This window comes from Paenibacillus glufosinatiresistens, assembly GCF_031470375.1.
Taxonomy (GTDB): domain Bacteria; phylum Bacillota; class Bacilli; order Paenibacillales; family Paenibacillaceae; genus Paenibacillus_AQ; species Paenibacillus_AQ glufosinatiresistens.
Genome location: NZ_JAVFHT010000001.1, coordinates 540,955 through 561,382 on the forward strand (window position 1 = coordinate 540,955; position 20,428 = coordinate 561,382).

At 60.4% G+C, this 20,428-nt stretch carries 22 protein-coding genes and 1 riboswitch; of the genes, 12 read left to right on the forward strand and 10 right to left on the reverse strand.

The window, feature by feature from the left end:
* Nucleotides 1-51: 51 nt before the first annotated feature.
* Nucleotides 52-1,344 carry an MFS transporter gene (locus RBI05_RS02460; RefSeq protein ID WP_310550000.1) on the forward strand — a complete coding sequence of 431 codons (1,293 nt, stop codon included), beginning with the start codon at nt 52-54 and terminating at the stop codon, nt 1,342-1,344.
* A 239-nt stretch (nt 1,345-1,583) separates the two neighbouring features.
* Here the strand turns inward: RBI05_RS02460 and fsa are convergent, their stop codons facing one another.
* Nucleotides 1,584-2,243, reverse strand: coding sequence for a fructose-6-phosphate aldolase (gene fsa / locus RBI05_RS02465; protein ID WP_310550001.1), 660 nt, complete (start codon nt 2,241-2,243; stop codon nt 1,584-1,586).
* A 242-nt stretch (nt 2,244-2,485) separates the two neighbouring features.
* Here fsa and RBI05_RS02470 point away from each other — a divergent pair, with 242 nt between their 5' ends.
* The 4 genes from RBI05_RS02470 (at nt 2,486) to RBI05_RS02485 (ending at nt 5,105) form a co-directional block, all read left to right on the forward strand.
* The gene (locus tag RBI05_RS02470) at nt 2,486-3,226 is read left to right on the forward strand and encodes a metallophosphoesterase family protein (RefSeq protein ID WP_310550002.1); all 741 of its coding nucleotides are present in this window, start codon (nt 2,486-2,488) and stop codon (nt 3,224-3,226) included.
* 82 nt (nt 3,227-3,308) lie between these two features.
* On the forward strand, nt 3,309-3,893 hold the full coding sequence (locus RBI05_RS02475) for an O-acetyl-ADP-ribose deacetylase (RefSeq protein WP_310550003.1): 585 nt from the start codon (nt 3,309-3,311) through the stop codon (nt 3,891-3,893).
* Nucleotide 3,894: 1 nt separating this feature from the next.
* Nucleotides 3,895-4,569: a ribose-5-phosphate isomerase RpiA gene (rpiA, locus tag RBI05_RS02480; protein WP_310550004.1), complete on the forward strand. Its 675-nt coding sequence runs from the start codon at nt 3,895-3,897 to the stop codon at nt 4,567-4,569.
* 95 nt (nt 4,570-4,664) lie between these two features.
* Nucleotides 4,665-5,105: a GNAT family N-acetyltransferase gene (locus RBI05_RS02485; RefSeq protein WP_150458445.1), complete on the forward strand. Its 441-nt coding sequence runs from the start codon at nt 4,665-4,667 to the stop codon at nt 5,103-5,105.
* A 189-nt stretch (nt 5,106-5,294) separates the two neighbouring features.
* Here RBI05_RS02485 and RBI05_RS02490 read toward each other — a convergent pair whose 3' ends face one another.
* On the reverse strand, nt 5,295-5,966 hold the full coding sequence (locus RBI05_RS02490; protein ID WP_150458446.1) for a tetratricopeptide repeat protein: 672 nt from the start codon (nt 5,964-5,966) through the stop codon (nt 5,295-5,297).
* Between the two features lie 184 nt (nt 5,967-6,150).
* Here RBI05_RS02490 and RBI05_RS02495 point away from each other — a divergent pair, with 184 nt between their 5' ends.
* Nucleotides 6,151-6,309, forward strand: a complete 159-nt coding sequence (locus tag RBI05_RS02495; protein WP_191089574.1) for a hypothetical protein — start codon at nt 6,151-6,153, stop codon at nt 6,307-6,309.
* A 67-nt stretch (nt 6,310-6,376) separates the two neighbouring features.
* Here the strand turns inward: RBI05_RS02495 and RBI05_RS02500 are convergent, their stop codons facing one another.
* The gene (locus tag RBI05_RS02500) at nt 6,377-6,586 is read right to left on the reverse strand and encodes a hypothetical protein (RefSeq protein WP_150458447.1); all 210 of its coding nucleotides are present in this window, start codon (nt 6,584-6,586) and stop codon (nt 6,377-6,379) included.
* Nucleotides 6,587-6,863: 277 nt separating this feature from the next.
* Here RBI05_RS02500 and RBI05_RS02505 point away from each other — a divergent pair, with 277 nt between their 5' ends.
* The 3 genes from RBI05_RS02505 to RBI05_RS02515 are packed head-to-tail and all read left to right on the forward strand — an operon-like array spanning nt 6,864 to nt 11,591.
* Entirely contained in the window at nt 6,864-8,594 is a 1,731-nt protein-coding gene (locus RBI05_RS02505) for a cache domain-containing sensor histidine kinase (protein ID WP_310550005.1), read from the forward strand.
* Between the two features lie 34 nt (nt 8,595-8,628).
* Nucleotides 8,629-9,975, forward strand: a complete 1,347-nt coding sequence (locus tag RBI05_RS02510) for an ABC transporter substrate-binding protein (protein WP_310550006.1) — start codon at nt 8,629-8,631, stop codon at nt 9,973-9,975.
* 17 nt (nt 9,976-9,992) lie between these two features.
* Entirely contained in the window at nt 9,993-11,591 is a 1,599-nt protein-coding gene (locus tag RBI05_RS02515) for a response regulator (RefSeq protein WP_310550007.1), read from the forward strand.
* A gap of 158 nt (nt 11,592-11,749) precedes the next feature.
* Here RBI05_RS02515 and thiE read toward each other — a convergent pair whose 3' ends face one another.
* From thiE to RBI05_RS02545, 6 genes are all read right to left on the reverse strand, one after another.
* A complete protein-coding gene (gene thiE / locus RBI05_RS02520) occupies nt 11,750-12,493 on the reverse strand; it encodes a thiamine phosphate synthase (protein WP_310550008.1) in 744 nt (247 codons plus the stop codon).
* Nucleotides 12,486-13,409: a bifunctional hydroxymethylpyrimidine kinase/phosphomethylpyrimidine kinase gene (gene thiD / locus RBI05_RS02525; protein ID WP_310550009.1), complete on the reverse strand. Its 924-nt coding sequence runs from the start codon at nt 13,407-13,409 to the stop codon at nt 12,486-12,488. Before thiD ends, thiE begins: the two co-directional genes overlap by 8 nt.
* The gene (gene thiM, locus RBI05_RS02530) at nt 13,406-14,221 is read right to left on the reverse strand and encodes a hydroxyethylthiazole kinase (protein ID WP_310550010.1); all 816 of its coding nucleotides are present in this window, start codon (nt 14,219-14,221) and stop codon (nt 13,406-13,408) included. Before thiM ends, thiD begins: the two co-directional genes overlap by 4 nt.
* Before the next feature lie 99 nt (nt 14,222-14,320).
* Nucleotides 14,321-15,433 (reverse strand): ABC transporter substrate-binding protein, encoded by a 1,113-nt coding sequence (locus tag RBI05_RS02535; protein WP_310550011.1) that lies wholly within the window; start codon nt 15,431-15,433, stop codon nt 14,321-14,323.
* A complete protein-coding gene (locus RBI05_RS02540; RefSeq protein WP_310550012.1) occupies nt 15,430-16,266 on the reverse strand; it encodes an ABC transporter permease in 837 nt (278 codons plus the stop codon). Before RBI05_RS02540 ends, RBI05_RS02535 begins: the two co-directional genes overlap by 4 nt.
* 103 nt (nt 16,267-16,369) lie before the next feature.
* Nucleotides 16,370-16,470, reverse strand: a riboswitch (TPP riboswitch).
* A 75-nt stretch (nt 16,471-16,545) separates the two neighbouring features.
* The gene (locus tag RBI05_RS02545; protein WP_310550013.1) at nt 16,546-17,232 is read right to left on the reverse strand and encodes an S-layer homology domain-containing protein; all 687 of its coding nucleotides are present in this window, start codon (nt 17,230-17,232) and stop codon (nt 16,546-16,548) included.
* 193 nt (nt 17,233-17,425) lie between these two features.
* Here RBI05_RS02545 and RBI05_RS02550 point away from each other — a divergent pair, with 193 nt between their 5' ends.
* Both RBI05_RS02550 and RBI05_RS02555 read left to right on the forward strand, forming a co-directional pair.
* The gene (locus RBI05_RS02550; RefSeq protein WP_310550075.1) at nt 17,426-17,896 is read left to right on the forward strand and encodes a Fur family transcriptional regulator; all 471 of its coding nucleotides are present in this window, start codon (nt 17,426-17,428) and stop codon (nt 17,894-17,896) included.
* Between the two features lie 87 nt (nt 17,897-17,983).
* Complete coding sequence (locus tag RBI05_RS02555; protein ID WP_150458456.1) at nt 17,984-18,388, forward strand: hypothetical protein; 405 nt, start codon at nt 17,984-17,986, stop codon at nt 18,386-18,388.
* Between the two features lie 260 nt (nt 18,389-18,648).
* Here RBI05_RS02555 and RBI05_RS02560 read toward each other — a convergent pair whose 3' ends face one another.
* Nucleotides 18,649-19,443 (reverse strand): helix-turn-helix domain-containing protein, encoded by a 795-nt coding sequence (locus RBI05_RS02560; protein ID WP_310550014.1) that lies wholly within the window; start codon nt 19,441-19,443, stop codon nt 18,649-18,651.
* Between the two features lie 167 nt (nt 19,444-19,610).
* On the opposite strand from RBI05_RS02560, the gene RBI05_RS02565 reads away from it, so the two are divergent.
* Nucleotides 19,611-20,378, forward strand: a complete 768-nt coding sequence (locus RBI05_RS02565) for a sugar phosphate isomerase/epimerase family protein (protein WP_310550015.1) — start codon at nt 19,611-19,613, stop codon at nt 20,376-20,378.
* Nucleotides 20,379-20,428: the final 50 nt, after the last annotated feature.

Genomic DNA, 20,428 nt, shown 5'->3' on the forward strand with positions numbered 1-20,428 from the left:
ATCAACCAAACTAAAGGAGGTGCGACGAACTCAGACAAAGGTGGTCCGACCATGAAAAAACACAAGTGGGAGCTGCTTGCGCTTTCTTCCATACCGCTGATCATGACGCTGGGCAATTCCATGCTGCTGCCGGTCCTGCCCCAAATTGCCAAAGAGCTGTCCATCAGCTCCTTCCAGGTCAGCATGATGATTACGGTGTACGGGATCGTGGCCATTATCCTGATTCCGGTTGCCGGCTACTTGTCCGACCGGTTCGGCCGCAAAGCCGTCATCCTTCCGAGTCTGATCATCGCCGCGCTCGGCGGCGCCGTGTCGGCGGGAGCAGCCTGGTGGCTGGAGGGGAACGCCTCCTATGCGGTCATTCTGGGCGGCCGGTTCCTGCAGGGGATCGGGGCGGCAGGGGCTTTTCCCATCGTCATTCCGTTTGTCGGAGATTTGTTCAAGGAAGAGGAAGAGGTCAGCAAGAATCTCGGCATTATCGAAACCTCGAATACGTTCGGCAAGGTGCTGAGTCCGATTCTCGGGGCGCTGCTGGGCATCTGGATCTGGTTCGCGCCCTTTCTGGCTATCCCGGTGCTGTGTCTGCTTTCTTTTGCTCTGGTGCTGTTTCTGGTGCGCAATCCGAAGAAGAAAAAGAGCGGAGAGGACCTTCCTTCGTTCCGTGAGTTCGTCAAGGGAATTGCCGCCATTCTGAAAGAGAAGGGGCGATGGCTGTACTCGATCTTTGCCATCGGCTGCATCTGCATGTTCGCCACCTTCGGCGTTCTGTTCTACCTGTCGGAGACGCTGGAGAAGCGGTACGGGATGCACGGCGCCACGAAAGGGCTCGTCCTGGCCATTCCGCTTGCGCTGTTATGCCTGTCTTCTTACGGGGCCGGCAAATTGATCGGCGAGAACAAGCCGCGGATGAAATGGCTGGCTTTCGGAGGAATGGTTCTGCTGACGGGGGCCATGCTTCTGGCGGGAATCAGCAGCGGGGTCTGGTATGTGCTTGCCATGCTCAGCGTAGCCGGCATCGGGATCGGAACGGCGCTTCCCTGCATGGACGCCCTCATTACGGAAGGCATCGACAAGGAAATGCGCGGCACGATTACCTCGCTCTACAGCAGCATGCGCTTCATCGGCGTCTCTCTCGGTCCGCCCGTAGTGTCGCTTCTGATGAAGGGCGGACATTGGGCCCTCTTCGGAACGATGGCAGCGGTTGGCCTGATCGGCGGCCTTCTCGCTCTTCTGGCCATCCGGCCAAGCAAAGATAAAGGGAAAGGCAGGAGCGGCGGAAGCCAGGGCAGCAGGTTCCACCGGCGTCATCCGGCTCCGGGCCGGAGGGCGCGGGCAATGCGCTGAGGTCCCGGAGAACCGGGAGATGTATATCCGGCGGGATGGAGAACGGGTATGGACCCGGAAGTAGACCGGAGAAATCATACCGTTTAGTTAGACAAGCCGACAGCCGCGGTCCTCTAAGGGGGAACGCGGCTGTCGGCTTGATGGCCCGCAGGGGGAAGCAGGAGAGATGCAGGAGAGATGCAGGAGAGAATGGCCGCTGAAGCCGGGGAAATTCTCCCCGCGTTTGGGCTGCCGGTTCTTCAGCTCTGCTTGGCCGCCTGCGGAACGCTCTCCCAGTCCTTCAGGAAGCGGGCGATGCCGATGTCGGTAAGCGGATGCTTCCACAGCGACGGAAGAAGGGAGCCCGGAATGGTCGCAATATGGGCGCCGGCGAGAGCCGCCTGTTCAACGTGCGCAATGCTGCGGATACTGGCCGCGATAATCTCGGAAGCCAGACCGTAGTTGGCAAGAATGGTCTTCAGTTCGCGGATCAGCTTCATGCCGTCGACGCCGATGTCGTCGAGCCGTCCGACGAACGGGCTGATGTAGGTCGCTCCCGCCTTGGCCGCCATCAGTCCCTGGGTTGCGGAGAAGATCAGGGTCACATTCGTCTTAATGCCTCTCTTCGTCAGTTCATAGCAGGCTTCCAGCCCGTCTTCCGTCATGGGCAGCTTGATGACGACATTCGGCGCCCACTCGGCAATCTCATAAGCTTCTTCAAGCATCTGGGCCGCTTGCAGTCCGATGACTTCGGCGCTGACGGGTCCGGGAACGATTTCTACGATCTCTTTGATGACGTCCTTGAAGAGACGGCCTTCCTTCGCGATCAGGGACGGGTTGGTGGTCACGCCGTCGACCAGACCGAGCTTGACAATGCGCTTGATTTCTTCAATATTGCCGGTGTCCAGGAAAAATTTCATGATGAACGTATCCTCCCTTTGTGGCATGTATTGGTAAATCCTGCTGACAGATTCATTATGGGACAAGGGTTGCAGAGATTCAACTGTTATTTTGAGTATTTCAAAATAACTTTTATAGAATCGGCCGCCAATGGCCTGCCGGACGGCGGAATGCGATTGGCCCGGCCTGTCCCCGGGTATTACGTTGTAACGGAGAAGGAAGCACAAGCCCGTCTCCAACTCAGCGGAAGGCGGTGATCCGGATGCAGCGGGTCGCGATTATTTCAGATATACACGGCAATGTGCCGGCGCTGCGGACGGTTCTGAAGGATATCGGCAGCCGCGGCATCGGCCGGGTTCTCTGTCTGGGGGATATGGTCGGGAAGGGACCGCAGCCGGCGGAAGCGCTGGATCTGGTCCGCGAACATTGCGGGGCCGTGGTCGCGGGCAACTGGGAGGCGATTGTAGCCGACCCGGAGCAGCAGGAAGCGGACGAGCCGGCGCGCTGGCAGGCGGAGGCGCTGGGCCGGGAGCGTCTGGCCTGGATTGCCGGGCTCCCGTTCGCGCTGGACTACCTCGTAGGCGGGAAGAAACTCCGGCTGTTCCATGCTTCGCCGGACAGCGTCTATACCCGCGTCCAGCCGTGGGCGCCGGAGAAGGACCGGCTGAGGCAGTTCGCCGAATCCCGGGCGCTTGCCCAGGCCGGCTGCACGGGGCGCCCGGACCTGGTCGGCTATGGCGACGTGCATCACGCTTTTATGCAGACGCTGCAGCGCCGGCTGCTGTTCAATGCCGGAAGCGTCGGTACCCCGCGGGATATGCCGCTCGCCTGCTACTGCATTCTGGAAGGCGAGTGGGATTCGGATCAGGAGGCCCCGGCTTCGCTGCAATTCGTCCGGCTTCCTTATGACATTGCGGAGGCCGCCCGGATTGCCCGGTCCTCGGATATGCCGGGACGGGACATCTATCTGCGCCAGCTGACGACGATGCGGCCCGGAGGCTGAAGTTCGGCCTTTTGTGCACGTTATCGTTCTGGTATAGTATAGAACGTCAAGAACCGATTGTCCTGGGAAGGCGGGAGTCGAAGTGAGAGTGGAGATTAAGGGAACGGGCATTGAAGCGATCCGGGGCGACATCACGGCCTGGGGAGGCGACGCCATTGTCAATGCCGCCAATTCGGGATTGTTCGGCGGAGGCGGCGTGGACGGCGCTATTCACCGCGCAGGGGGGCCGGCAATTGCTGAAGAGTGCGCCGAAATCCGGCGCAGGCAGGGCGGCTGTCTGCCGGGCGAAGCGGTCCGCACCGGACCCGGCCGTCTTGGCGTGCGCCATCTGATACATACGGTGGGACCGATCTGGAAGGGCGGCAGCGCAGGCGAGCGGGACATTCTGGCGCGCTGCTACCGCAGCAGTCTGAAGCTGGCGGCGGAACTCGGAGCCCGATCGGTTGCTTTTCCCAACATATCGACAGGCATTTACGGCTTTCCGAAGGACGAAGCCTGCGGCATTGCGCTTCGCACGGTCGCCGATTATCTGGCAGCGGCGGAGGAGGAGACACGCCCGGAGGAAATCGTCTTTATCTGCTTTGAGGCGGATAATCTGGCTCTCTACGAAGAGCAGATGAAGCCTTTCAAGCAATCAGCAGACCATAAGGGTAACAGGGGGAAATGAGATGAACACGAAGCAGATGGCGGCGGAACAAGCCGTTCAGTACGTGCAGGACGGGATGAAGGTTGGACTGGGTACAGGTTCAACCGCTTACTGGGCGATCGCCAAGCTCGGCGAACGCGTGGCGGAAGGGCTGCGGATCACGGCGGTCGCAACATCGGTAGCTTCCGAGGAGCAGGCGCGCGGACTGGGCATCCCGCTGCTTGGCTTCGGCGAGATCGGACGGCTGGACCTGACGATTGACGGAGCGGACGAGCTGAACGACCGTCTGGAGTTGATCAAGGGCGGCGGGGGCGCGCTGCTGCGCGAGAAGATCGTCGCGATGAACAGCGACCGTATGATTGTGGTCGCGGATGAGAGCAAAGCGGTGCCTAAGCTGGGCCGGTTCCCGCTGCCGGTCGAGATCGTGCCGTTTGCCTGGGAATGGACGCTGAACTCCATCCGGGCTCTGGGCTGCACGCCGGAGCTCCGCAAGAGCGGCGACCAGCTCTACCGGACCGACAACGGCAATTATATCGCCGACTGCCGGTTCGGCGAGATCGCTTCTGCCCCGCAGCTGGCGGACGCGCTTTCGCGCATTCCCGGCGTGGTCGAGCACGGGCTCTTCATCGGCATTGCCAGTCTGGCGGTTATCGGCCACAGCGACGGCCGGATCGAAGTGAAGGAGCCCGCCGTCTGAATGGCGGGCCCCCTTAAGGCTGCGGACCGGGACATTCGCTGCCGGGAATGGTATACTGTTTCTTCTGGAAAGAGAGAAGAAGGAGGCTTTTTACAATGTTGGTTGATTTGATACCGAGACTCGAAGAGCCGGTTATCCCGGAACTGCTCGGGTATGCGGTGGCGGGCGAGCCCGAGCTGCTGCGGCAGGCTGGGCTCGATTATGCGGGAAGCGATGACTTGCGGCTGGCGGGCTGGGAGGAAGACGGAGTCGTGGTCGGTCTGGTCGGCTACGAGGAGACGGAGGACGGATCGCTCGTGATCCGGCACATCGCCGTTCTGCCCGAGAACCGGGGCCGGGGCTACGCCCGGGGCATGCTGCTGGAGCTGATGCTGGAGCGCAACCCCAGGTTTGTTCTGGCGGAGACGGGCGACGAGCTGGCTGCCGACTTCTACCGCCGCCTTGGATTTATGGTCTATTCGCTGGGAGTCAATCCTGCGGGTGTGGAGCAGTTCCGCTGTGTCTATGAAGTGGAAGAAGCTCAGGACGAGGATTAACAAGGGAGCCAGGATGCCGGAAGAGCCGATGGAGAGATCGCGCGGAACCGTCCAAGTTAATGCCGTGCGGCGCTTTCGCGGCGACAAGAGCGCCGGCGGTGAAGATTCAGCCCTCAAGATGTAGCGTTTCGCCTGCAAAAAGTCCTGTCCGGCATGCCGGACAGGACTTTTTTGGGATTACTGCCGGACTCAGCGCAGACCGGCGAACCAGCTGCGGAGCGCCCAGCCCCGCTCCTGACGTTTCTTGTAGCGGGGCAGCGACCGGTAGACAGCTACCGACTCCCTGAACGACCGCTTGGCTTCTCCGGAATTGCCGAGTGTCCGGTACATCGAGCCCAGCAGGTAGTAGGACTGGCTGGAAGAGGAATGAACGGCTTGAAATTCATGAAGATAGCGCATCGATTTATCGCGGTCCGTATGGCGGAAGGCTTCGGCAAGGCGAAGATAAGGCTCGCCGTAACGGGATTTCGGGTTCAGCTCAAGACCTTGAAGGACCCGGCGTTCTCCCTCTTCCAGCCGGCCCAGCTTCAGATCGACCATACCGAGATCGACCCAGTAATCGGCGGACTGCTCATAACGGTCTTCAATGCCGGCGAGCAGCTCCCGGGCCTCGGCATACTTCTTGCGCTCGGCAAGCAGCCGGGCCAGCTCGTACCGGGAAGAAACGTCATTCGGATTCATCGAGAGCGTGCTGCGCAGCCGGGAGATTTGTCTTCCCCGCTTAAAAGGACGCACAATGCTGGGGAAGATGCCGACATAGCGGCGGTCCAGAATATAAAGAATGGCGATGAGAATCAGCAGCGCCAGAACCGGGTTGCCAACCAGATTCCATAGAAGCACAAAACCAATGAACTTACCCAATCCGACCCCTCCAGAATCAATATGCGCCCATAATACCACAAAAAAGGAAAAAGGCCGACCGGGAAAATTAAATCTAAAATTTTATAAATTTTTTCACTCAAAATTGTTTAGGACTGGAAACCTTGGGGTAAGTATGAGAAAACATTGCGTTTGACGCGCAGCCAATCGAAGGAGGAAGGTTGAAGTGAGCATGACTGTACATAACCTGATGGCATTCAATCAGCAATACTTTAGACCCGTACCCCCTCTCGCTCCCAAGCGTGAGAACGCAGACGAGAAATCGCAGAGTTTTCAAGCCATCCTGAATGAAAAAATGAACGCGAACGCCTCGCTTGCCCGTTAAGGGGCAGGTTCGGGCCTTATATCGCCAAACAAAGGGGCCGTCTCAAAAGACGGCCTCTTTGTTTGGGTTATTTCACTTCGAAGAACTCGCAGCTTCGCCGCGAATAATAAGTCAAGTCGCTGACGCGGTTCTGAATGATAATGTCGGAGTCGGTAAAACGGACGACGGTACCTCCGGAGAGAACGAGATGGTCGTTCTCGAAGACCCGGACGGGCAGCCGGCGGTCCATCGCTTCCTGGAAGTCGCTGTCGTTCAGCAGCGGACGGTTAATGGGCATGGAACGGTTGCTCCTTTTCTGATAAGAATAGTACCAGTATACACCGGAAATATTTCCACCCCAAATCGGAAGTTTGCCTCGTCGGCGGACTTCCGGTTTTGCTCTAGACTGGAGAAGGAGGACTGGCTCCGCCGAACCCGGCTGCTGCGCGTGAAGGCTCGCCTTCCAAGGGGCAGCCGCAGGACCGGGTGCCCGCCGCAGGAATCCGGCTTTCTTGCGGCGAATAGATTAACCGGGATAGAATAGAACGCTTACAATACCGGAAGGGAGACGGGGAATGAAGCTTCGCCGCAAAATTCTGTTCGCCATTATTCTGCTGGTCTTCATTCCCGTCATTCTTATGGGAACGGTGACGTATATCAGCTTCTCGAACGCCATGGAGAGCAAATCGAGCAATTTCTACTGGATCTCGCTGCAGGAAACGGACCGCAAGCTGGGGTTCGCTCTGGGCGAGATTTCGTATGTTACGAATTCCGCGATCCTGCAGACACCCATTCAGCAGGCGCTGAAGCAGCCGGGTTATGCACTTACATACGACCGAAAGCAGGATATCAACAATCTGCTGATCAATCATGCCATGGTCAGCTCGTTCAGCCTGTTCGGCAAGGACCGGACGATCTATCAATACAACAATGCTTCGTTGTCCTTTGCCGATCTGAAGAAGCAGCCCTGGTATGAGGCCATGATTCGGGCGGAGGGCCGCCCGGTCTGGTCGGGACCCGGGGAGAACGGTTCGGCGGCATCCGGGCAATCTGTTCTGATTCAGGCGCGGGTCGTCAAGGATTACTACTCGCTGGAGGATATCGGTTATCTGGTCGTCTATGTCAAGCCTGAGCTGCTGGATCAGATCATGTGGGAGGCTGCGACCCTCAAGAAAGGCGATATTCTGCTTGTGAACCGCCAGGGCAATATCGTCTTCAGCAAGTCGGGTGAACATTTGGGGGAGCAGACCGCTTTTCCGTTCCTGCAGAGTGGATATAAGCGGGAGAAGGATCATTATATCGACCGTTACCAGAACGAACGATCCCTGATTACTTATCTGCCGTCCGAGAATGCCGACTGGTACCTGACCGCCATTACTCCGATGAACCTGATTACGGCGGAGACGGCGCCGATCCGCAATATCGCCATTGCGCTCAGCCTGATCTCGCTGCTGTCGGCCTTTCTGTTCGACCACTATTTCGTGAGGAAGCTGATCGCGAGCATCAGCGGCGCAGTGGCGGGCATGAAGCGGGTGAAGCAGGGAATCTTTCTGCCGATAGCGAGACCGGAGCCCGCGAACGACGAGAGCGATCATCTGATCGACGGCTTCAACCGGATGAGCGACCAAATTCAGAGCCTGCTGCAGCAGGTGGAAGCCGAGCAGCTTCGGAAGAAAGAAGCGGAGATGCAGGCGCTGATGGCCCAGATTAATCCGCATTTCATCTATAACTCTCTGGAATCCATCAATTCAATGGCGGTTCTGCACGGCAATCGGGATATCAGCCGGATGGTCGTTTCGCTCGGCAAGCTGCTGCGCATCAGCATCAGCCAGAACCAGGAACTCATCCCGCTCGGCATGGAGATGGAGCATGTCCGGCATTACCTGGATATTCAGAAATTCCGGTTCGAGGACAAGTTCTCCTACTCCATCGCGGTAGAACCGGAACTGAAGACGTATATGACCCAGAAGCTGATCGTGCAGCCGATCGTCGAGAACGCGCTGTATCATGCCATTGAGCCGATGGAATCGCCCGGCACGATCGACATCTCCATTCGGCAGGCCCCGGGCGGGGATCTGCTTATCCTGATCGCCGACAACGGCCCGGGATTCGATCTCTCCGCACTGTCCGAGGTCTGGGAGAAAGACAAGAGCGGGCAGAAGAAGTACAATGACCGCGGCGTAGGCCTGAGAAATGTCCATGACCGGCTGAACCTGCGTTTTGGCCCGGTCTACGGCATTATGATCTGCTCGTCGCCGGGCTGCGGTTCGGTGATTCGGCTGCGAATTCCCTGCGTTCTTCCCTAAGCGGCCGAATATGAACAAGGAAGGAGGCTAGGGTATGAAATGGTTGTCAAAGTGGGGATGGCTCGCGGCCTATGCGGTGCTGATGACCGGAGCGGTCCTGGTGATTGTCCGGGGGGAGTCGGCGCCTGCCGAGCCCAATCCGCCGGACAAAATCACGCTGAGTTTCCGTCATTTCTGGGTGAAGGAACATGACCGGTCTCTGCTGGAAATCTTTGAGCAGACCGTCGAATCATTTCAAATGAGCCACCCCAATATCAAGATCAGTGTCGAAGGCATCGACCAGACCACACACCGGGAGCAGCGGCTCAAGGGAGAGATGGTCACGGGCACGCCTCCCGATATGTTCGTGCTCTTCGGGGGGGCCGAGATCGAACCTTATGTCCGCTCGAACCGGCTTGCGGATCTTACCGGCTTTCTGCGGGAGAACGGCCTGGAGCACCAGTTCAAGGACCTGCAGCTCTGGACGTTCGGCGGGCATGTCTACGGGCTGCCGATTGAAGGCAATGCCGAGCCGCTCTACTATAATCAGGCGCTGTTCAAGCTGCTCGGCATTGCGCCGCCGCAGACGCTGGCGCAGCTCGACGAGGCGATTGTGCGCCTCAAGGCGGCCGGATATATTCCGTTCGCCCTCGGCAACGAGGACAGATGGCCTGCCGGCATTTTTGCCCATTATCTGCTCGACCGTTACGCAGGACCCGAACCGATTCGGGGGATTGCCGCAGGCGTGCAGGGGGCTTCCTTCCGCAATGATGCCTATCAGTCGGCTTATGCGCATCTGGAGCGGTGGATTCGGGAAGGCGCCTTCAGCCCGGATGCGAATGCGCTCTCTACGGAAGGAGCCGTCCGCCAGTTCACGAGCGGGCAGGCGGCCATGTACCTGAACGGGAATTGGGACATCAATCTGTTCGGCGGAATGGGTGCGGCGGAGAACTTCGGGGAGCAGGTCGGAGTTCTGCCTTTTCCGGCTCTGCATGAGGGCGGAGAGCGATCCGTAGCCGGCGGCTATACGATCGGGATAGGATTGTCCTCGAACTTGTCGGGCGCCAAGCTTGAGGCGGCGCTGGATTTCATGAAGGCTTTCTACACAGAGGAAGTCCAGAACCGGATCGTCTACGAAGGACGGCGCATCCCCTCTATGGAGGTAGCGTTCGATCCCGATCAGACCGGACCGGTCTTCGCGCAGGTGGCGCGTATGCTGGCCGATAGCCCGGACAGCTTTGTGCCGTATGACAATATGCTGTCGCCCGAGGTGAAGAAAGCCTTCCTGAACGGCCTGGGGGGGATGCTGGACGGGACGGAGAATGCAAGACAGGCGCTGGAGGAGACCGAGCAGGCTTCGGTGCGGTACTGGCAGCTGATACGAAGCTCGGGAATGCCATAATGGAGGAGGGAACAGTGATGAGAACGCCCGTGGAACGCGGAACGGAACGGTATAAAGCGCTGCTCGTAGACGATGAGCCCATCATTCTGCGGAGCCTGAGGGCCGCCATTCCGTGGGAGGAGCTGCGAATCGGAATTGTCGGCGAGGCCAGGAATGGCGAGGCTGCACTGAAGCTGATTGAAGAGACGGCGCCCGATATTGTCATCAGCGACATCCGGATGCCCGGAATCGACGGGCTGTCGCTGATGCGCGAAGTATTGAGCGCGAACGACCGCCTGCTGTTTATCTTTATCAGCGGATACGGCGAATTTGAATATGCCCGCGAAGCGCTGCGGATGGGGGCGTTCGATTATCTGCTGAAGCCGATCGATCACGACGAGCTCGAAGTCATGCTGGAGAGAGCGGTGGAGAAGCTGGATACCCGGCGCGAGAACGATCAGCTGCTGCACTCCGCCCGGGCGCTCTCGGAGCTGGCGCGGGAGCGGCTGTTCGCCGGACTGATCGAAGGCCGTGACGGACCGCTGCAGCAATTGAAATGGCTGGAGCGCGGCGAACTGGAGGACAGCTATTTCCTGATCGCCGTTCAACTGGACGGCTATGCCGGCTTGGGCAGCGCATGGACGGACGAAGAAAAACGTCTGTGGCTGTTCGCCATCCGCAACATTCTGGAGGAATGGTCAACGGGCTGGCGGGGCTTGGCCCTGTTCCCCTACCACGGAGGAGAATGGGTGCTGCTGTTCCCCGGAGCCAATCCGGGTACCCGCGAAGAGGTGGCGGCGGACCTGATCGAGACCATCCGCCGGTATGCCAAGCTGAGCTGCTCGGCGGGCATCAGCCGGGAGCATGCCGGGCTCGGACAGCTGTCCACCGCTTACGCCGAAGCATCCAAGGCGCTGGTCCGCCGGTTCTACGACGGTCCCGGACGCGTCTATGCTCCGGTGGAAGAGCGCGGAGCAGCGGGATCGGCCGCTTACCCGATGGATGCGGAGCGGGAGCTTGCGGAGAGTGTCCGCCAGCTGGACGCCGCACGGCTCCGGAACGGGCTGAACCGGTTCCGGGAGGCGCTGTCGGCCGCTTCGGCAACCCGCGAACAGGCGGAACGCCATTTGACGGAGCTGCTGGTCGTGCTCTACCGGGGTCTGGAGGAATGGACCGGCTCTTCCCCGGGGTCTCCGGATGTGCTGCTGGACAGACTTCGCAGGCTGGGGACGCTGGATGAAATGATGGCCGAAGCGGCGGCGGAGCTGACGGCGGCGATTGCGTCGGCCGTCCATACTGTGCCGAAGGACGATCCCCGCAGTATCGCCGACAAGGTGCGGCGGTTCATCGAATCGAGCTACAGCAAGGAGATCGGCGTGGAAGAAGCCGCAGAGGTAGCGGGCTTGTCCGTCAGCCATTTCTGCACGCTGTTCAAGAATACGACCGGTTATACGTTCTTGGAGTATCTGACCCACTGCCGGATCGAGAAAGCCAAATATCTCCTTACGAGCAGCGAAGTAAAGGTATACCGGATTGCTCCGCTTGTCGGCTATCAGGACCCGCGCTATTTTGCCCAGGTGTTCAAGAAGGCTACTGGAAAGACGCCGACGGAATACCGCGAGGCCGGAACTTCCTGAATGAACTGAACGGCCTGAACGAGCTGAATGAACTGAACGAACCCCAAAATAAAAGAACAAAGCCCTGATGAGCGGGACTTTGTTCTTTTTGTTCATTCCTTAAGGACGAAATTAAGCCGCTTCAGCCTGGCCGCCATGACCGCTCCGCAGGGCCTCCATCAGCGGCCACCGCCGTACAGGCGGGCTAACTCGGCCGCGGCCCGCCGGGGATTCTCCGCCGCAGCGATGGCGGAGATGACGGCCAGTCCGTCCGCTCCGGCTGCAAGCGCGGGGGCGGCATTGCCCGCCGTCAGTCCGCCGATGGCGGCCATCGGAAGGTCCGGCTCATACCGCCGCAGCGCGGACAGAAGCCCGGGGCCGCAGGCGGGCTTCGCGTCGGGCTTCGATCCGGTGGGGTAGACCGGCCCGACGCCGATATAATCGGCCCCGTCGGCGGCAGCCCGGCGGGCCTCTTCCGGCGTGTGCGCAGACACGCCGAGGATGGCGGCGGGACCGAGCCGCTGCCGCAGCCCGGCGGCAGGAGCATCCTCTTGGCCGACGTGGACGCCGTCGGCACCGACGGCGAGCGCGAGTTCGACGTCGTCGTCGACCAGGAACGGCACGCCGCTCGCCCGGCAGATCGCCCGCAGCTCGCGGGCGAGCCGGAGAAGGGGCGGCCCGGTGAGGGCGCCCGCTCCTTTTTCCCGGAACTGGAACAGGGTGACGCCGCCGGTGATCGCTTCCCGCAGGACGTCTGCGGGCGGACGGCCCCGGGTATCGGCGCTGCCCATAATGAAGTAGACGCGAAGAAGCGGAGCGATCTTACCCCTGCTCCAGCGGCGGGCGAGTTCCCCGGAGGCCCCGAGTTCTGCCACCTCCGGGCTGTCCGGACTGGTGAAGAAGCGTTCGGAGAACTCAGACATGCTCTTCGCGCTCCCTTCGGGCCATTCGGCGCTTGTAGGCAAAATGATTGGTCGGCCCGTGTCCGCTCCCAAGGCCGAGCCCGTCTTCGATCGCCGCCTGCACGAACGCCTTGGCGGCCGCTGCGGCCTCCGGGACCGAAGCGCCTCGCGCCAGTTCGGCGGCGAGGGCGGCCGAGAAGGTGCAGCCGGTGCCGTGCGTATGCCGGGTGGCAATCCGTGGGCTCTCCAGCCGGAGGAACCCGCTGCCGTCATAGACGAGATCGACCGCCCGGTCTCCGTCTTCCTCGGCGTGTCCGCCTTTCAGAATGACGAACCGGCTCCCGAGGGAGTGAATGGCGGCCGCGGCCCGCTCCCGGTCGGCGAAGCTGCGAATCGGGAAGCCGGCGAGCAGCTCGGCCTCCGGGACATTCGGCGTCACGGCCAGCGCAAGCGGCAGAAGCTGCCGCCTCATCGCTTCCAGAGCCTCTTCGCGCAGCAGGCGTGCGCCGCCCTTGGCCGTGATGACCGGATCAACGACGAGCTTCTTCCATCCGTACCGGACAGCCCGTTCGGCGACCGTCTCGATAATCTCTCCGCTGAACAGCATTCCGGTCTTGACGGCATCCGGAGGGAGGTCGGCAGCGACCGAATCCATCTGCATGCCGACCTGTTCCGCCGCTACCGGAAGCACGCCCTGAACGCCGAGCGTATTCTGGGCGGTAATGGCGGTCAGCGCGGACGTTCCGTAGACGCCGAGCTCCTGGAACGTCTTGAGGTCGGCCTGGATGCCGGCTCCGCCGCCGCTGTCCGATCCGGCTATGGTGAGAGCGACCGGGACCGAGCAGGCATCGGCTATTGATCCGCCGGAGCCGAGGGCACCGCCTAGAGGCAGGCCGCTCTGCATCTCCCGGCATTCATGGTGACCATCCCGGTTCATGGCGTCACCCGGTCCACCTGCTCGCGCTCGCGGATGAGCGCCAGCTCCCCGATGCTGCCGGATTGCAGGGTGGACAGCCGGTTCAGAAATTCAATCTGGAAGCTGCCCGGCCCCAGATCGGCCGCCGCCTCGGCGGCGAGGGAAGCGGCGGAGCCGTAGAAGGCCGCGGCCTCTGCGGCCGCCTCCAGGACGCCGCCTCCGGCAACAGCCGCGAAGGCGCCGATGACGGCGCTCAGCAGGCAGCCCGTGCCGGTTACGCGGGTGAGCAGCGGATGACCGCTCCGGATAAGGAGCGTTCGCTTGCCGTCCGTTACGACATCCTCCCGTCCGGTCGCGATCACGACACAGCCGTAGAGGCGGGCAGCGCGTTCAGCGGCCGGAACGATGTCTCCCGCACTCTCTCCGGCATCCACTCCCTTGCTGGCCCAGGCTTCTCCGGCAAGATTCGCAATCTCTGCCGCATTGCCGCGGATGGCCGCAAGCTTAAGACTGCGGGCCAGCAGGGAAGCCGATTCGGTCCGGTAGGCCGTGGCGCCGGCACCTACAGGATCAAGCACGACCGGAACGCCGCTCCGGTTCGCGGACTGGCCGGCGCGCAGCATGGCTTCCAGCGAGAGCTCGTCCAGCGTGCCCATATTGAGCACGACGGCCCCCGCCATCGCGGCGGCTTCCTCGACTTCGGGCAGGCCGGCAGCCATGAAAGGGGAAGCGCCGATAGCGAGCAGACCGTTCGCGCTGAAATTGGCGACAACAATATTCGTGATGTTGTGGACAAGCGGGTTGACTTGTCGAACTTGATCCAGGTAAGACATGGGAAATCCTCCTTGTGAATAAGTTGAGAACCTGTTTGCGTTGCAAGAGCGTAATTCTGCCGCAGAGCGAGAAGCGAGAGGGTACAGAGAAGGGCAGGCTCACGGAGCAATCAGGCGATTGTCGGAACCGGCCTCCTTCGGGTCGATATTTCCGGGCAGCAGCTTCCGGTCTTTAAGCCAGCTCCCGATCGGGTCCCAGGATTCCGGGCCGAGGTAGCCGTAGGGCTCGTCTCCGAAATCCATCAGCGGCAGCAGCAGGGCAAGGCTGGCCCGCTCAATCTCCGGATCAAGCGGAGCGGCGGTCTCCTCATGCTTCAGCAGAATCGCCAGCGCTTCCTGCGGATGGCCTTTGACATAGGCCTGTCCTTCCGCAGCGGCGGCGAGAAACCGCCGGATCACTTCGCCGCGTTCGGCCAGGGTCTGCTCGCTGGCGGCGAAGACCAGCTCGGCATAATCGGGTACGCCGAAATCCGCCGGATTCAGCGAGAGAACGGGACAATGCTGCTTGTCCAGCAGCAGCTCTTCGTGGTTGACAAATCCGCCGATTACGGCATCGGTCCGTCCGGTGGCGAGAGCGGGAATCAGGTCATAGCCGACATCGACCAGGTTCAGCCGGGAAGAGTCGCCGCCGTCCGCTTCGACCATGGTACGGAGCATGGCGTCATAGAGCGGAATAGAGGAATACCCGATCGTCCGGCCAGGAAGCTCTCGGGGCCGTGTGATTCCTTCTTCATCTGCCCGGATCAGCAGCCGGTTCAGCGGATGGCGGACAACGGCGGATACCGCTTTGACGGGAACGGACGCCCCCCGCGCCATCAGAACCTGCGGCTGATAGGTCAGAGCGAGATCGACTTGGCCGGCGGCGGCCAGTCTCAAGGCATCGTTGGTTTCAGCGGGCATCCGCAGTTTGACTTTCAGATTCCTGTCGGCAAAATAACCGTTCTCCTCCGCCGCATAAAGAAACGAATGCACCGCGTTCGGATACCAGTCCAGCATGACGGTCAGCTGGTCGGGCCGGGACCTGCTCTCGTCCGCCGATCCCGGCCGGGCGGCATCCGCCGCGTTCTGGGCGCTTGCCGGATCGCCCTGAACCGCTGCGCCTTGAACCGCTGCACCCGTCATCCGGCCACAGCCTGCTGCGGCCAGCAGGAGGCCAAGCACCACGGCTAGGAGCAGCGGGCCGCCTCCCGAACTCCTCAATCTTGAATTCATCCTCTCATCTCCTTGTAATCTTCTATCCGCCCAAGGCTGCTTCTCCGGCAGATGACAGCTTCCGCCAGCCGGACAGTCAGCAGCAGCGAGAGGCCCAGAGCGGCAAGCAGCACGACGGCGGCGAACATATCGGCGCTTCGGAGGCCGGAAGCCATACGCCGGCAGTAGAAGCCGAGTCCCCGGCTTCCGCCCAGCCATTCCCCGATTGTAGCTCCGATTACGCTGTAGACGGCGGCCAGCCGAAGACCGCCGAAGAAAGCAGGAAGGGCGGCCGGAATCTCCGCCTTGATCAGAACCTGGCGCCGCCTCGCCCCCATCGCCAGCATCAGCCCGCGATATTCGCTTCCTGCCCGGCGGATTCCGTCATGCAGCCCTGCCATGATCGGATAGAACGCCGTCAGCAGCACCACAAAGGCTTTGCTCCACAGCGAATAGCCGAACCAGAGAATGAACAGAGGCGACAGAGCGACAAGCGGAATCGTCTGGCTGAAGACGAGCAGCGGATACAGCGCCTTCTCCAGCGCGGGACTAAGCGCCATTCCGAGTCCAAGCGCCATTCCGGCGACCAGAGCCAGGAGAAGGCCAACCGCCGCTTCGCCGAGCGTAGCGGGCAGATGGACCATGAACAGCGGCCCGGCTTCCTGGGCCAGTGCGCGAAGAACGGCGGTCGGAGGCGGCAGGATGTAGGCTGGGGTTCCCGCCGCCCGAACTCCGGCTTCCCAGACGGCAAGTCCCGCCGCAACCGCCAGAAGCGGGGGGATGAACGTCTTGCTTAGCGGCGGCCTCTCGCGTTGTCCGGGAGGCGGGGTTCTGAGCTCCGGATCCGGATTCATCGAATTTCCTCCTTTCAGACCCAACAAAAAACCCGTCCGCTTCACAGGGAAGTGGACGGGTTCATGAAGAGAACGGCGAAGAAACGCGCGCTTTCAATTTCATCGAATCCTCGTATCACTTCCCTACGCTGGTATGATCCAGATCAGGTTCCAAGGGTCCGGCTCTCGCCGTCTCAGTCCACGCGGACTCCCCTAGTGAAGAACGGGTCTATTTGATTTTGGGATAAAATGCCTCTCGACTATATCACGCCGGAAGCCGAAGAGGCAAGATAGAAAGATTCAGGAGTTGTCGGCTGCGGCGGGAGCGGGATGCTGGCGGAGATAGTCCAGGGCATCATAGAGCATAACCGCCGCTTCGCCGCGGCTGATCTCCCGCTTCGGGTCGAACCGGCCGCTGCTGTCGAGCTGCGTAATGCCGTATTTCAGCGAACGGACTACGGCGCCCTGATACTCGGGCGTCAGGCTGCTCTCATCGGCAATGCCGGAAGGCTTCACGTTGATAAGAGGCAGAGACCCCGCCTGTTCCATTCCCCGGACGAGCAGGAAGGTGAACTGCTCCCGCGTCAGCCTGGACGCGGGATCGATGTCTTCGGGCACGGGGACGCCGTTATGATAGACGCCGAGGAACGCCTCCGTATACCATTGGCCGTCCAGTACTTTCGTGAAGACCTGCGCGGCCTTCGGCTCCTGGATGAACCGGATGGCGTCGAGACTGAACTGGAAGCCCCCGGCGATCAGTTGTATGCCTTGTGCGGCGGTGAGCGGAGCCTTTGGCGCGAAGCTTTGGGCGTTCATGCCCTGAATGATCCCTTTCGAATGCAGCGATTGGATTTTGTCGCTGCCTTCGGTTGTTCCCAGATCTCCGAACGGGGCGGCAGCCGCGTACAGGGACCCGGCCACGGAAAGGCTCAGGAGAGCGGTGAGCGCAAGCGAAGCGAAGGTTATCGAGCCTGCTTTCTTTTTCATCCTATTAACCCCTTTCATTCAGACGGTTGAGGAATCTGATGTCCGTATAAACGATTCAGGAGGAATAAAGGTTGCAGGCGGGAACGCCTCCTCCTTTTCAAGAGCCCAAATATTTGATATTATTACTATATGATAATTATTATAATTAAGAATCGGCGGCTTAAGCGGCCCGGAGAGGATGGTGCGATCCTTGATGACCATGAGTGATATTGCGGCCCAGTTCGCCGCCAGACAATATAAGCTGACTTCCCAGCGCGAAGCCATTGTTCGGGTTCTGCTGGAGAATGAGACGGAGCATCTTACGGTGGAGGATATCTATCTGAAGATGAAGCCCGACCATCCCAATCTGGGCATGGCCACGATTTACCGGACGCTGGATCTTTTGTCCGAACTGCATATTGTCGAGAAAATGAATTTCGGGGACGGCCCTGCCCGCTACGATCTGCGCGGGGGAGGGCAGGGACATATGCACCACCACCTGATCTGCGAGGATTGCGGAGAGCTGACGGAGATCAAGGAAGACTGGCTGGCAGAGCTGGAAGCGCGTCTGGAACGGGAGTACGGCTTTCTGGTGACTGATCACCGGCTGGACTTCAAGGGACGCTTCAAGACCTGCGAGCGGCATGACTGCCGATCCGCCCGAACCGGGCGGCAAGTGGGCTGAGATCTTCGCTGCGCGCTTCGGGTATACGGATTAATGACCGGGCAATTCGGTTATAAAAGGAGTACAACCACGAGGGAGTGATGCTCGATGAAGAACCGAACGAAATCCTCTTATATTGCTGTACTTACTGCTGCTCTCCTGCTGACGGTACCAATTGTATCCGGAGCCAGCGCCGCTTCCCCGGGCACCGCTCCGGCCGGCAAGGTTGCCGCCGCGAAGCTGCAAGCGCCGCTACCGCTGAAGCACGGGTCCGGCATTTATAACGGGCTCGCCGACGGCCACACCGTCGAGATCGACGTCTACGGCGAAGCGACCTCTTTTCAGTTCAGCGATGAATTGAAGGCCGCGGCAGCCTCACTGGAAGAAGGGGAGACGGTGGATTATGTCTATACCGAACGGCGATTGGCCGGACGGCCTGAAGTCAGATTGCTGACGCTTGCAGCCATCAAGGTTCGCAGCCTTGACGGGGACGGAGACGCTCCGGTACACTGACAGGTGTAAGCTGAAGCGGGACCCATAGGAGAGTGAGAGAAGAAATGGCAAGAACGAAGAGCCGCAAGGCGCTGCTGCAAGCGCAGCGGCAGGGCGGATGGAGTCCGGTGATGAACCGGAGAACGAACGGGGATTACGCCGATATTTCCCAGCATGTCCGGGTGAAGCCGGATAAGCGGGCACAACTGAACAAAGCCATGCGGAAGGAGCGGATCACTTATGATGACGCTCCTTTTTGCTGCCCGGATTTTCTTTTGCGTCTAACGGACGGATTCCCGGTAACGGGCCGGAGATACGCCGTATCGGCGGCGGAAGAGCCGGAAGAAGTAGGTATAATTTGCGAATCCGCAGGTCTCCGCCACCTGCTCCAGCGGCATCGGGCTGTACATCATCCGCTCCTTCGCCATTTCCAGCCGTACCTCATTCGCATACTGAATAATGGTTAGACCGTAAGCCTCCTTGAAGAGCCGGACGGCGCGCGAGACCGACAGACCGGTATGGGCGGCCACTTCCTCCAGGCGCACGACGCCAGCAGCATGCTCTTCGATATACTGCTTCATTCCCCTTGCTGCGGCTTCCGAAGAATGGGCCGGCGGCGCTTCCTCCGAAATCCGGTCAATCTCCATGCACAGAATCTGCAGATAGGAAGCCGAGATGTCGGCTGAATAGGCGGAGTGCCGCCGCTGCTCCTGCACGAGGGTGCGGAACAGTCCGGCAATGGCTCCGTCGGCCGGAACAGACTGAAGAGAAGGGCGGCTCGCCCTGTCCCGCCACGCATCGAGCCACGGTCCTTCCGCGAAGATGAAGAAGTCCCCGCTGGCTGTAAGCCCCGGCTTGCGCTGCGAATGCTCGATAATCAGCTGATAAGGCTCTCCGGGACAGATGACGAGCAGATCCCCTGCATACATGGGAGCAGAGGAGCCTCCGATCAGGGTAGAACTGGTTCCTTCGGTCTGAAGCCGGAAGAGATAATAAGGCAATCCTTCGGGAACGGAATACTGGAATTTCTTGCGGTGCAGCGAGAAGCCCGCCGACAGAACGGTACAAGCCGGCATGATCCGGTAGCGCCTCCTTGAGTGAATGAAATAGGAGCAGATTGTTCAGGTTGAAATCAGATTCTTCATTCTATTATAACCGCTTTCATATTACTATGGGAAGGAAGACGGATCAGTTGCTCCGTCATTCGGCATGTATATTGTTCAGGTGAAGGAGTGTAGCGCGGGTGCTGAAGATTGGATTGCAGCTGTATACGCTGCGGGAGCAGCTTGAAGAGGATTTTGAAGGGACCCTCCGCCAAGTGGCGGCTATGGGATATGCCGGGGTGGAATTCTTCAACTATTTTGGACGGAGCGCCGGGGAAGTCAAGGCGCTGCTGGACGAGACGGGGCTTGTGGCCGTAGGCGCCCATCGTCCCTATCAGGCGCTGCTGAACGACACGGAAGCCGAAATCGCCTATAATCAGGCCATCGGCAACCGCCGCCTGATCATCCCCTTTCTGTCGGAGGAAGAGCGCGATTGGGCGGCCGTCATCGCGAATCTGAAGATCATCGGCGAACGGGTCAAGGCGCAGGGCTCTCAGCTGCTCTATCATAATCACGATTTCGAGCTGCTGGAACGGTACGAAGAACAGACGGCCTTCGATGCCATCTATGCCGGAGTGCCGGCCGATGTGCTTCAGGTCGAAATGGATACCTGCTGGGTGCATCATGCGGGATACGATCCGGTGGCCTACATGGCGGCTTACGCCGGCCGGCTGCCGATCATCCACCTGAAGGATATGAAGAAGAATCCGGACGGAACTGCGGAGACCGTCGTTCTCGGTGAAGGCGAAGTGGATCTGCCGTCCATTCTGTCGGCCGCCGAGACGCACGGTGTGGAGTGGGCCGTTGTAGAACAAGACTTCTGCAGCCGTTCGCCGCTGGAGAGCGTTCGCGACAGCATGGCCTGGCTGAAGGGTTACGCCGGGAATGAAGGCCAACTCCGGGGCTGACGGCAGCACGCGGAAGAAGTTGCGGCAGGAAGGAAGCAGAGCCGGCTCCG

Bases quoted from the DNA above. Each gene is read 5' to 3' on its own strand.
- RBI05_RS02460 (WP_310550000.1), top strand. From the start codon at position 52: ATGAAAAAACACAAGTGGGAGCTGCTTGCGCTTTCTTCCATACCGCTG.
- fsa (WP_310550001.1), bottom strand. From the start codon at position 2,243: ATGAAATTTTTCCTGGACACCGGCAATATTGAAGAAATCAAGCGCATT.
- RBI05_RS02470 (WP_310550002.1), top strand. From the start codon at position 2,486: ATGCAGCGGGTCGCGATTATTTCAGATATACACGGCAATGTGCCGGCG.
- rpiA (WP_310550004.1), top strand. From the start codon at position 3,895: ATGAACACGAAGCAGATGGCGGCGGAACAAGCCGTTCAGTACGTGCAG.
- RBI05_RS02485 (WP_150458445.1), top strand. From the start codon at position 4,665: ATGTTGGTTGATTTGATACCGAGACTCGAAGAGCCGGTTATCCCGGAA.
- RBI05_RS02500 (WP_150458447.1), bottom strand. From the start codon at position 6,586: ATGCCCATTAACCGTCCGCTGCTGAACGACAGCGACTTCCAGGAAGCG.
- RBI05_RS02505 (WP_310550005.1), top strand. From the start codon at position 6,864: ATGAAGCTTCGCCGCAAAATTCTGTTCGCCATTATTCTGCTGGTCTTC.
- RBI05_RS02510 (WP_310550006.1), top strand. From the start codon at position 8,629: ATGAAATGGTTGTCAAAGTGGGGATGGCTCGCGGCCTATGCGGTGCTG.
- RBI05_RS02515 (WP_310550007.1), top strand. From the start codon at position 9,993: ATGAGAACGCCCGTGGAACGCGGAACGGAACGGTATAAAGCGCTGCTC.
- thiE (WP_310550008.1), bottom strand. From the start codon at position 12,493: ATGTCTGAGTTCTCCGAACGCTTCTTCACCAGTCCGGACAGCCCGGAG.
- thiD (WP_310550009.1), bottom strand. From the start codon at position 13,409: ATGAACCGGGATGGTCACCATGAATGCCGGGAGATGCAGAGCGGCCTG.
- thiM (WP_310550010.1), bottom strand. From the start codon at position 14,221: ATGTCTTACCTGGATCAAGTTCGACAAGTCAACCCGCTTGTCCACAAC.
- RBI05_RS02535 (WP_310550011.1), bottom strand. From the start codon at position 15,433: ATGAATTCAAGATTGAGGAGTTCGGGAGGCGGCCCGCTGCTCCTAGCC.
- RBI05_RS02540 (WP_310550012.1), bottom strand. From the start codon at position 16,266: ATGAATCCGGATCCGGAGCTCAGAACCCCGCCTCCCGGACAACGCGAG.
- RBI05_RS02545 (WP_310550013.1), bottom strand. From the start codon at position 17,232: ATGAAAAAGAAAGCAGGCTCGATAACCTTCGCTTCGCTTGCGCTCACC.
- RBI05_RS02550 (WP_310550075.1), top strand. From the start codon at position 17,426: ATGACCATGAGTGATATTGCGGCCCAGTTCGCCGCCAGACAATATAAG.
- RBI05_RS02555 (WP_150458456.1), top strand. From the start codon at position 17,984: ATGAAGAACCGAACGAAATCCTCTTATATTGCTGTACTTACTGCTGCT.
- RBI05_RS02560 (WP_310550014.1), bottom strand. From the start codon at position 19,443: ATGCCGGCTTGTACCGTTCTGTCGGCGGGCTTCTCGCTGCACCGCAAG.